We start from the raw sequence: 11,623 nt of genomic DNA on the forward strand, positions 1-11,623 counted from the left end.
TATCATATTCGCTGTCAAATAAGCGAAGATGCAAATCCCCATGAGGAGCGATAAGCCAGCCCTTTTTTCCGCAAGCGTCATATCCTAGACCTTCCTTCGCGCCAAAATGACAAAGATGTTTTACATGTCCGTGATTAGGCATGGCCTCAATAAATGTCAAACATCTTATACATTTCACGAAACCGTTTAGCCTGAGACGCTTTGACGCCTTGAGGTTTGAGCGCCCTTCCCCTAGAAGCCAATGCCGTTTTGGAGCCCCTGACCATGCCCGAGTCTGTTATCAAACCCGTATCCATGAAAACCTATGACACCGACTTTGCCGGGTTTTCGAAAGAATTGGGTGGCTGGTTTGAGCGGTTTGGCTTTGCGATCGTCGCAGACCATGGCGTAGATCAGAAAGTCATCGACGCCACCTTGGAGAAAGCCAAGGCCTTCTTCGCTTTGCCGGTGGATGTGAAGAAATCCTATAAGTCGCCAGTCGGTGCGGGTCAGCGCGGCTATACCGCCTTTGGGGTGGAGACAGCTAAAGATCATACCATCGCGGATTTAAAAGAATTCTGGCACCAAGGCCGGGATTTGTCGGAAGACCATCGTTTTGCAAACGTGATGCCCCCCAATGTACCTATGCCTGAGGTGCCTGAATTTGATGCCAGCCAGAAGGCAATGTTTGAAGATTTCGACCATTTAGGCAAACGCATCCTGCGGGCTATCGCGACCTATTTGGAGCTGCCAACCGACTATTTCGACGACAAGGTCGCCGAAGGCAATTCAATCCTGCGCACCCTGCATTATCCAGCCCTTGGCCCCGAAGTTACCCCTGGGGCCATCCGCGCCGGTGCCCATGGCGACATCAATGTGATTACCTTGCTGCTGGGTGCAGAAGAGCCTGGCCTACAATTGCTCGACAAGTCGGGCCAATGGCAGGCGGTCACAGCACCGGAAGGCTGTGTGGTGATCAATATTGGCGACATGCTGGCGCGCCTCACCAATGATCGTCTACCCTCCACCGTGCATAGAGTTATCAATCCAGAGCCAGAACGCGCCAGATTTGCGCGCTATTCGTCGCCCTTTTTCTTGCACTTCTCGCCCGACGTGTTGATTGAGACTCTGCCATTGAATGGTCCGATCAAGTATGAACCAATCAACGCACAGGCCTTTTTAGAGCAGAGACTTCGCGAAATTAAGCTCGTCTAGTTACCTTTTGTTAAGATTTTAGGCAAAAACCGCCCAAATCATTGGCATCTTGGACGAAATTGCCCGGACTTTTGCGCCTTTCGGGCAACACTTTCGAAGCCATGCAGTCAAGAGCCGGAAAAACGCTTAACGCGTGTTGCAGGTTGAAAGCGAGCAGTCTAACGATATAACAGACCGAGATGTTTTCATCTTCGGACAACAATGGCCAAACCCCGGTTCTACTTGGGTTTGGACCAAAAAAATTCTTTTGGGGAAACACACATGCGTTCAAACAGCACTTCTAAGATCAGCCGAATTGCGCTGCTTTCGTCCATTTGCTTTGCTGGCCTCAGCTTCGCCGGCGTCGCGCAAGCCCAAACTGCTCCGGCTGCAGCAGAGCCAGACCAAGAAACCGAAGTCGTCATCGTGACGGCGACCAAGCGCGAAACCACCTTGCAATCCATCCCGGTTGCGGTGTCGGTGACCTCGGCTGACACGATCAACAAGGCACAAGTTCGCGACTTGAACGACATTCAAACTTTGGTTCCATCGCTGCGCGTCAGCACCAACCAAAGCTCCACCAACGCAACCTTCATCATTCGCGGCTTCGGCAATGGTGCGAACAATGCGGGTATCGAGCCTTCGGTCGCGATCTTTATTGACGGCGTTTATCGCTCGCGCGCAGGTGCTTCGATTGGCGATCTTCCAAACCTTCAGCGCGTCGAAGTTTTGCGCGGCCCACAATCCACCCTTTTCGGCAAGAACGCTTCTGCGGGCGTGATCTCGCTGGTCACCCGCGAGCCTAAGTTTGAATATGGTGGCTCGGCTGAATTGAGCTATGGCAACTTCAACGCGATCGTTGCTAAGGCTGACATCACTGGCCCATTGGGTGAAAATGCAGCTGGTGCGTTGTCGTTTGGCTACAACAAGCGTGATGGCTATGTCGAAAACATTGGCCTTGGCGTAGACATCAACAACCGCGACCGCTTCAATGTGCGCGCAGATTTGCTGATCAAACCAAGCGACACCCTCAAAGTTCGCTTGATTGCAGATTATGACAAGCTCGACGAATTGTGCTGCGCTGTGGCCAACGTATTGAGCGGCCCTGCAAGTGCTGCCATCAAAGCAATCGGCGGCCGGATCGTTGAAAACTCCTCGTTCGGTGATCGGGTTTATTCAGACGTTCCACCAACCAATTTGATCGAAAACCGCGGCGTTTCGATGCAAGTCGATTATGATTTCGGCAAATTGTCGTTCACCTCGATTTCGGCTTATCGCAACTCGCATGGTGAGCAAGACGGCGACGTCGACTTCACCAGCGCTGGTTTGGCAAGCGTGCCGCAAATTCAAGACATCGACACCCTGACCCAAGAATTCCGCTTGACTTCCAATTATGACGGCCCAGTGAACTTCTTGCTCGGCGGGTACTTGTTCAAAGAAAACATCAAGCAAGACTCGGCTGTGGTTTATGGAAAAGACTTCCGTAACTATGTGCTGGCTCTGACCGGTGGGGCTGCCTCGCCAATCCTGCTGATCGAAGCAACAAACCGCCTGCCATCAGGCACCTATTTTGCGTCCGGGACCGGAATGGTAGAAAAGTTTGGTTTGGATGCAGACGCTCAGTCGATCTTTGGTACCGTTGATTACAAAATTACCGATGCCCTCACCCTAACCGGCGGCTTCAACTACACCAAAGACGCTAAAAAAATTCGTACCGATGCGACAGCGACTGAACCATTTGCGCTCCTTGATCTGGTTGTGTTTGGCGACAGTTTCTACACCGGTGCCTTGACGCCTGTACTCGGGGCGGCCGGTGCCGCTGGCTACGCCCGTTCGATCGCCGGGACGCCATGTGCCCCTGGGGCCCAGCCTCCGGGTCTGCCAATCTGTAACGCTTTCTTGGGTCTGACTGCGGTACAGTTCCAGCGTCCATTCTTGAACGTCCCAAATGTGGTTGAAAGCGGTCGTTCGAATGACGAGAACACCACCTATTCGGTCCGTCTTGCATGGGAAATCAACGATAACTTCAACGCCTATGCCAGCTATGCAACCGGCTTTAAGGCAACATCGTTCAACCTCTCACGCGACTCCAAGCCATCGCCAGCGGACTTCATTCCTGGCAGTCCGATTACAAACCCGCCACCTTCGAAAATTCGGAGTGCTGGTTTGGCTCTGACAAACTTGGGAACCGGCAGCCGCTTTGCTGGTCCTGAAGAAGCAACTGTCTATGAAATCGGCTTGAAAGCACGCTTCCCAAAAGGTGCGTTCAACCTGACTTTGTTTGATCAAGCGATTGACGGCTTCCAATCAAACACCTTCACTGGAACCGGCTTCATTCTGGCAAACGCTGGTAAGCAGTCGACCAAGGGTGTTGAGTTTGATGCGACTTATCGTCCAATTCGTCCATTGATCTTGACCTATGCAGCCACCTATCTTGATCCGTTGTATGACGACTTCAAGGGCGGTGCGTATGGCGATTATACTGGCCGTACCCCAGCAGGTATTGCCGAATTCACCTACAATGCATCGGCAACGTTTATCCAGCCATTGTCTAATGATAACCGTATCACCTATCGGGCAGACTACTTCTGGACTTCGGAAACTCAACTCAGCCAAGGTCTGAATTTGAATCCGGCGTCAGCCTTCCCAGCAACCCAAGCTGGCCGTGATGCTCGCAACGCTGCCAACTTGAAAGCGGCTGAAGCCTATACCTACCAACCGATCAGCCTCAATGCGAGCATCACCTTCGCAACGAGCAATGGGTGGGAGTTCACTGCTTGGAGCCGTAACCTGACGGACGAGCGTTACTTGACCACCATCTTCGACAGCGTCGCACAAGACGGCTCCATCTCGGGCTACCCAAGCCCACCACGGACCTATGGCGTGTCGGTGAAGCACATCTGGTAAGCTCTGGCTGACCTAGATCAAAATTAAAGCCCTCAACCTTCGGGTTGGGGGCTTTTTTGTTGGGGGTGGGCCGAAGCCAAAGGCCAAAAGCCAAAACACAGATGGGGACTTCCCATTTGCGGCAATCAACTTAAACCCATGGCCATGACTCAGACTGACAACCTTCTCGCCCTTGATCCGACCGCAGAACGCGACATGCCCTATCAGGCTGGCAGTCCAGATGCCCCTGCCCGCGCGCCGCGCCCGAAGGATGCATCGACGCTGATCTTGATCCAGCATACCCAGTCTGGGCCCAAAATCCTAATGGGCCGGCGGGCCAGTGGTCACAGCTTCATGCCAGACAAATACGTATTCCCCGGTGGCAAAGTAGACCGTTGCGACCGCTTCGTTGACGCCCATGATGAATTACATCCTCAATCTGCCGAGGATCTCTCAAAGGCAAATAAGACCCGTCATCCGCGCGCCTTTGGATTGGCAGCCATTCGCGAGACCTGGGAGGAAACCGGCCTGTTGATTGGTAGGCCAGGCTCGTTACCCGTGCGGACACTCGATGCGGGCTGGACCAGCTTTGCAGCGGCAGGCATCGCCCCCCACCTCAGCCCATTGCACTTCTTCGCCCGCGCCATCACACCGCCCCAGCGCCACAAGCGCTTTGATGCGCGCTTCTTTATCGCCAATGCCGACGAGGCGCTCTATGACATGAGACCAGCACGCGATGGGGCCGAGATGCAAGACTTGCGGTGGTTCAGTCTGGGCGAGGCCTTCAGCTTGGATCTGCCTAACGTGACCCGCTTCATCTTGACCGAAGTGCAAACCCGCTTGCAAACCCCAGATCGGCCGCATAGCCCCGCCTTCCTGCGCTGGGGCCGGACTGGCCCCCTGATGGACCGCTTATGATCGAACCCAGCATGAGTGCGGCGACTTGGGCCGGGATTGGCACCGCGCTCAGCTGTGGCCTGATCGCAGCCGTCGGGATCGCCATCAACGCCCCCTTGTTCGCTCTGACGCTGGACGACACTGGCATGACCGCCACGGAGGTCGGCTTCCTCATGACCTTCGCCGGATTGGCGGGTCTCCTTTGTACACCCGTCGTGCCTTGGCTGATGGGGCGCTTTCCCGTGAAGGTGATCCTAGGCGGCGGCCTCTTGGCCTCCAGCGCCATGTTCCTGCTCTATCCGGTCACAGACAATATTTGGATATGGACGGCGATCCGCTTTGGCTTCTCCACCTCGTTGACAATTATCTTCGTAGCGTCGGAAGCTTGGTTCCTAGAACTTGCCCCCGCCCATTTGCGCGGCCGCTTACTCGGGCTCTATGCGGCGACCTTCGCAGGTGGCTTTGGTGTAGGCGGGTTCGTCATCGCCCAATTGGGACACCAGGGCCCTGCTACGCCCTATGCTGGCGCGGCGATTATGGCGCTGGCCACCTTGCCCCTCCTCCTCTTCAAGACGCCTGCCGCTACCCGGCCAGAAGGTGCTGAAGCTAAGCCCTCAGCCCTTCTCGCCCGCCTGATGATTGCACCTGCCCTCTTTGTCCCTGCCTTCGCGATGGGGGCGATCGAGACCAGCGCCTTCAACCTCTTCCCCCTCTGGGTCCGCGAAGTGGGCTTTGAAGACGCCGCTGCTGGCTATTTGATTGCTGCCAGTGGACTAGGCAATATCTTACTGCAGGGGCCCATAGGGATGCTGGCAGACCGCTATGGACGCACCCGCACGCTCCTGGCCGTGGCGGTCATCGGCTTTATTGGTCCATTCATGCTGATGGTCGCCAAATCACCGACAGAGGCCTATGCAATTTGCTTCCTATGGTCTGGCTGCGTCACAGGATTCTACACCTTAGGCCTAATGGGGCTTGCCGAGCGCTTTGGTAGAACTGAACTGGCTGGGGCGAATGCAGCCTATGGTGGCAGCTATGGCGTTGGACAATTGATCGCACCCTTGGCCGGTGGCACCCTCCTTCAAACCCTTGGCCCGTCGGGCTTTCTCGCCGGGTTGGCCGTCATGGCCCTCACACCGATTTGCGCCATCGCTGTGCAGCATCAAGCGCAGAGAAAGTCTTGACCTTTGCCGCAGTTTAGGGTCTAAGCACCCCCTCAGATTCACCCATACCGCAACCGCGGGAGATTTATCATGGCCAAACCGGCCTCCATCAAAATCCGCCTGAACTCGTCTGCTGGCACCGGCTTCTTCTATGTCACCAAGAAGAACGCACGCACCAAGACTGAAAAGCTGCGCATGAACAAGTACGACCCAGTCGTACGTAAGCATGTTGAGTTTGTCGAAGGCAAAATTAAGTAAGCTTCTCCCTTTGGTGAGATCGCCCTTTTAGGCGCGCTTTGGATATCCAGAGCGCGCTTTTTGGTTTGTGATGTCAAAGGGCAAAAAAATCTAGCCTGCTTACTTGTGAGCGCCTGTATGCCAGCGCCATGGTTTGGTGCCCTCTGCCTTGTGCGGCAAGCCTTCTGGGGGTCTAGAGAGGCTTAGAGCCGTTCCTAGGCGGAAACCATGCAACCAAGTACCAAAACGCCCCTACATCCCCAATTCCAAGCGCTCCAGCCGCTTGATCTCGTCGCGCAGGCGGGCAGCCTCTTCAAACTCAAGGTCCGCTGCTGCGGCTCGCATCCGCTTCTCAAGGTCGGCCAATGCCGCTTTGAAGTTATGGCCGGGTGCGCCAGCCTCTGGCAGGGCCTCCGCCTTGCCCCTGCCCTTACCCTTGCCTTTGACGTTCGCAGTGGCATCGCCTTCGGCCCCGAGACCAATCGTGACGCCTTCCTTGCCATAGGGACTATTGAGGATATCGTGAATGTTTGAGCGGATGGATTGAGGCGTTATGCCATTGGCTTCGTTCCACGCCACTTGTTTGGCGCGACGGCGATCGGTCTCGTCAATTGCGCGCTTCATCGAGCCCGTGATGGAGTCCGCATACAAGATCACGCGACCATCGACATTGCGCGCCGCCCGTCCAATCGTCTGAACCAAACTGGTTTCAGAACGTAAGAAGCCTTCTTTATCGGCGTCTAAGATACAGACCAACTGACACTCAGGAATATCAAGACCCTCGCGCAAGAGGTTGATCCCGATCAGAATATCGAAATTACCAAGACGAAGATCGCGAATGATCTCGATCCGCTCGACCGTATCAATATCGCTGTGCATATAACGGACCTTCAGGCCCTGCTCGTGCATATATTCGCTGAGGTCTTCGGCCATCTTCTTGGTCAAGGTTGTCACCAAGACGCGGCCGCCTGCCGCAATGGTCGTGCGGGATTCGGCGATACAATCATCGACTTGGGTAAAGCCTTGGCCCGTCACGGGGCGTATTTCGACAGGTGGGTCAATCAGCCCGGTTGGGCGGATGACTTGCTCAACAAACACCCCGCCGGTCTGGTTCATCTCCCACGGCCCCGGCGTTGCAGACACACTGACGGTCTGGGGCCGCATCGCGTCCCATTCCTCAAACCGCAACGGCCGATTGTCCATGCAAGAGGGCAAGCGGAAGCCATAATCCGACAGGGTCTTCTTGCGGCTATAATCGCCCCGGAACATCCCGCCGATCTGAGGAATCGTCACATGGCTTTCATCAACAAACACCAGCGCATTGTCGGGGATATACTCAAACATGGTTGGAGGCGGCTCGCCCGGATTGCGCCCAGAGAGATAGCGGGAATAATTCTCAATCCCAGCACACGATCCTGTCGCCAACAGCATCTCAAGATCAAAGTCTGTGCGTTGTTTCAGGCGTTGGCCTTCAATCAACAGACCATTTTGCTCAAACCATTCCACGCGGGCCTTGGCCTCGGCCTTAATCTTCTCAATCGCTTGGCTCAGCGTTGGACGCGGCGTTGTGTGGTGGCTATTGGCATAGACTTTAACGGCGTCGAGGTCGGCCGTCTTCTTGCCCGTCAGTGGGTCAAACTCATGGATCGCTTCGACCTCATCGCCGAAAAACAAGATCCGCCAAGCCCGGTCTTCATAGTGCGCTGGGAAGATATCGAGCGCATCGCCGCGCAGCCGGAAGTTGCCGCGCGCGAAATAAATGTCGTTGCGCTTATATTGCAGCGCCACCAGGTCGCGTGTCACCGTTTGCGGGTCGGCCCGATCACCGGGCTTCAAGACAAAGGTCATGGAGGAATAGCTCTCAACCGAGCCAATGCCGTAAATGCATGAGACCGAAGAAATGATGATCACATCATCGCGCTCAAGAATAGCGCGGGTGGCCGCGTGGCGCATCCGGTCAATCTGTTCGTTGATGTTGCTCTCTTTCTCGATGTAGGTGTCGGTCCGCGGCACATAGGCTTCGGGCTGATAATAGTCATAGTAGGACACGAAATATTCGACCGCATTATTGGGAAAGAAATTCTTGAACTCCCCATAAAGCTGGGCCGCCAACGTCTTGTTATGGGCGAGGATCAGCGCAGGCCGCTGCAGCCGATTGATCACTTGCGCCATGGTAAAGGTCTTGCCAGAGCCTGTAACACCCAGCAGCACCTGATCCTTATCCCCTTCTTGAGCAGCTTCACACAAAGCCTCAATCGCGGCGGGCTGGTCGCCTGCGGGCTGATAATCGCTCACCAATTCAAAGCGCTTACCGCCTTCAAACTTCTCGGGCAGATCGGGCCGATGGGGCTGCCAAGCGGGCGGAGCGGCACTGCCGCGTGCATCGAGCACATTATAGTCAAAATCATAGACGAACGGGTCACCCGCAAACTCAACCCCCGTCACCGTTTGCGCATTGGGCTTAGGATCATCAAGCGCATCGGCCTCAGCCCGCAACTTCTTGATATTCTCCCACGCCTGCATCTTGTCCGTCGTAGGATGGGCATTGGGCTTACGAGGTCGGGAGGAAGGGGTACGCGCCATCACGAGAACATAGGGAGAATATCGCGGTTTGGGTAGGGGTATTCGAGTGAGATGGGGGGGAATTGGCAGGGTGTGGGGGGGAGTTGCATTCCGATTGGGACACTCAACTTGACTTGACATAGCTAACAGTCAAACATTTTTATCCGACGGATAGTCAAGAAGGCATGTTAAAGCCTTTGCAATTCAGATTTCATTCAATTCTAGGAGCACCAACCGTGGCATCATTCGACTGGAGCGATGAGGAAAATGACCTGATCGTTGGAGACTACTTCGACATGTTGCGGATGGAAATTGCTGGCGAAAGTTTCAACAAAGCCGAGCGCAATAGAATGCTTCAAAGTCGGCTGACAACGCGATCACGCGGCTCGATTGAATTCAAGCATCAAAACATTAGTGCCGCAATGTTAGGGCTAAATCAGCCTTGGATTGAGGGCTATAAACCCATGTCAAACTTTCAGTTTAACTTGGTTGAAGCCGTGGTACGCCAATTAGATAAACCGCATTCTTGGGCAGCGAACGAGTTTTTGAAGCAAGCCCATAAAGGATCTCCAAGAAGTGCCAACTTCAGCGTTCAAGAGGACATTCCACTTTGGATTGGGCCCCCGCCGACAGTATCTAACGCGCCTCCCCCAGTTGAGCATACGCTCCTTGAGAGAATTCTGAGAAAATACGACGTCGCTGAGCGCGACGCAGCGAATCGTGCACTCGGCAAAGCTGGAGAAGAGCGGGCTCTAAAGCACGAAGTACAAAGTCTTACATTGGCCGGGCGAACCGATCTGGCGAAGAAAGTCCAATGGACTTCGGAAACTGAAGGCGATGGCGCTGGCTATGACATAGCTAGCTTTGAATTAGACGGCTCCCCGCGCTTGATTGAGGTCAAAACAACAAATGGCTGGGAACGATCTCCATTTCACATCAGCCGCAATGAATTGGCAGTCGCAGAAGAACGGAGAGACTCTTGGTGCCTTCTTAGGCTTTGGAACTTTGCAAAAGAGCCAAGAGCCTTTGAAATTCGTCCACCGCTAGACGCTCATGTCAGTCTGATGGCAACGAGTTATATGGCATCATTCGCTTCTGAAAATCGACCATTGCAGACTTAGACTTGATCTATTCCGCTGTCTTAATGAGTGTTTTTGTGCACCAAAGAAATAACAAAAATTACCTGAATTGCCCCCTCACCTCCTTTCTACAATGTTGCCCTCATAACCAGAAGCGCTTTGGTGCCCATCCGGTCGCAAAAGTGGCTTAAGAAAAGGTGCCTCCCCTCTCCTCTTGGGAGAGGGGTCGGGGGTGAGGGCCTTACACTCACATTATTAAAGTATGCGATTTAAAGCCTTTCATCCTGTCAGAACTGACGCGCTCCTGCGCAAAGGCCCCCTCACCCCCGTCACCTCTCCCCCTTTGGGGGCGAGGGGTGTGCGCAGACACAAAAAAACGCCCCGACCTTTCAGCCGGGGCGCTCTCTATCTTGATGGCCTTAGGCCAGAAGTGGTTTATTCAACCACGGTTGCGACAACGCCTGCACCAACGGTGCGGCCGCCTTCGCGGATCGCGAAGCGCAGACCTTGGGTCATGGCGATCGGGGTGATGAGTTCAACCATGATCTTAATGTTGTCGCCTGGCATCACCATTTCAACGCCGTCTGGCAACATGCAGATGCCGGTCACGTCAGTGGTGCGGAAGTAGAATTGCGGACGATAGTTGGTGAAGAATGGCGTGTGACGGCCACCCTCTTCCTTCGTCAGGATATAGGCCTCAGCTTCAAACTTCTTGTGTGGCTTGATGCTGCCTGGCTTACAAAGAACTTGGCCACGCTCAACGCCAGTACGGTCCACACCGCGCAGCAACGCACCAATGTTGTCGCCAGCTTGTCCAGAATCGAGCAGCTTGCGGAACATTTCAACGCCAGTCACGGTCGACTTGATGGTGTCGCGGATGCCGACGATTTCAACTTCTTCGCCAACCTTCACGATACCGGTCTCAACGCGGCCGGTCACAACCGTACCACGACCCGAGATCGAGAACACGTCTTCGATTGGCATCAAGAATGGACGATCCAATGGACGCTCTGGCTGAGGAATATATTCATCAACCGAAGCCATCAAAGCCAGAATCGCTTCTTCGCCAATCTTCGCATCACGGCCTTCAACCGCTGCCAAAGCCGAGCCCTTGGTGATGGGGATATCGTCGCCGGGGAACTGATAGCTGGACAGAAGCTCACGAACTTCCATTTCAACCAATTCCAGCAATTCTTCGTCGTCTACTTGGTCGACCTTGTTCATGAACACGACCAGTGCTGGCACGCCAACCTGACGGGCCAACAAGATGTGCTCACGGGTCTGTGGCATTGGGCCATCCGCAGCCGAAACCACCAAGATCGCGCCGTCCATCTGGGCCGCACCGGTGATCATGTTCTTCACATAGTCCGCGTGGCCTGGGCAGTCGACGTGGGCATAGTGACGGTTCGCCGTCTCATATTCCACGTGCGCAGTGTTAATCGTGATACCACGCGCCTTTTCTTCTGGCGCTGCGTCGATGTCTGCATAGCTCATCGCCTTCGCACCACCAGCCTTCGCCAGCGTCATCGTGATCGCCGCCGTCAACGTCGTCTTACCATGGTCAACGTGACCAATCGTGCCAATGTTGCAATGCGGTTTCGTACGTTCAAACTTTTCCTTAGCCAT

8 protein-coding genes are annotated in these 11,623 nt (G+C 54.6%); 6 read left to right on the plus strand and 2 right to left on the minus strand.

The window, feature by feature from the left end:
• The first annotated feature begins 264 nt into the window (after positions 1–264).
• The 5 genes from ACIQ20_RS14170 to rpmG all read left to right on the plus strand — a co-directional run bounded on the left by ACIQ20_RS14170 (position 265) and on the right by rpmG (position 6,377).
• Entirely contained in the window at positions 265–1,194 is a 930-nt protein-coding gene (locus ACIQ20_RS14170) for an isopenicillin N synthase family dioxygenase (protein WP_395781387.1), read from the plus strand.
• Between the two features lie 261 nt (positions 1,195–1,455).
• Positions 1,456–4,080 (plus strand): TonB-dependent receptor, encoded by a 2,625-nt coding sequence (locus tag ACIQ20_RS14175; protein ID WP_395781389.1) that lies wholly within the window; start codon positions 1,456–1,458, stop codon positions 4,078–4,080.
• Between the two features lie 144 nt (positions 4,081–4,224).
• A complete protein-coding gene (locus ACIQ20_RS14180; RefSeq protein ID WP_395781391.1) occupies positions 4,225–4,977 on the plus strand; it encodes an NUDIX hydrolase in 753 nt (250 codons plus the stop codon).
• Positions 4,974–6,140, plus strand: a complete 1,167-nt coding sequence (locus tag ACIQ20_RS14185; RefSeq protein ID WP_395781393.1) for an MFS transporter — start codon at positions 4,974–4,976, stop codon at positions 6,138–6,140. Before ACIQ20_RS14180 ends, ACIQ20_RS14185 begins: the two co-directional genes overlap by 4 nt.
• Before the next feature lie 69 nt (positions 6,141–6,209).
• Positions 6,210–6,377, plus strand: coding sequence for a 50S ribosomal protein L33 (rpmG, locus tag ACIQ20_RS14190; protein ID WP_085339690.1), 168 nt, complete (start codon positions 6,210–6,212; stop codon positions 6,375–6,377).
• Positions 6,378–6,608: 231 nt separating this feature from the next.
• On the opposite strand, the gene uvrB is transcribed toward rpmG, so the two are convergent.
• The gene (uvrB, locus tag ACIQ20_RS14195; RefSeq protein WP_395781395.1) at positions 6,609–8,939 is read right to left on the minus strand and encodes an excinuclease ABC subunit UvrB; all 2,331 of its coding nucleotides are present in this window, start codon (positions 8,937–8,939) and stop codon (positions 6,609–6,611) included.
• Between the two features lie 215 nt (positions 8,940–9,154).
• Here uvrB and ACIQ20_RS14200 point away from each other — a divergent pair, with 215 nt between their 5' ends.
• Positions 9,155–10,039, plus strand: coding sequence for a DUF3883 domain-containing protein (locus tag ACIQ20_RS14200; protein ID WP_395781397.1), 885 nt, complete (start codon positions 9,155–9,157; stop codon positions 10,037–10,039).
• 393 nt (positions 10,040–10,432) lie between these two features.
• Here ACIQ20_RS14200 and tuf read toward each other — a convergent pair.
• Positions 10,433–11,623, minus strand: a 1,191-nt coding sequence (gene tuf / locus ACIQ20_RS14205) for an elongation factor Tu (RefSeq protein WP_313586315.1), incomplete at its 5' end; no start/stop codon positions are given.

The sequence above is a fragment of the Aquidulcibacter sp. genome (genome assembly GCF_044346625.1).
Classification (GTDB): domain Bacteria; phylum Pseudomonadota; class Alphaproteobacteria; order Caulobacterales; family Aquidulcibacteraceae; genus Aquidulcibacter.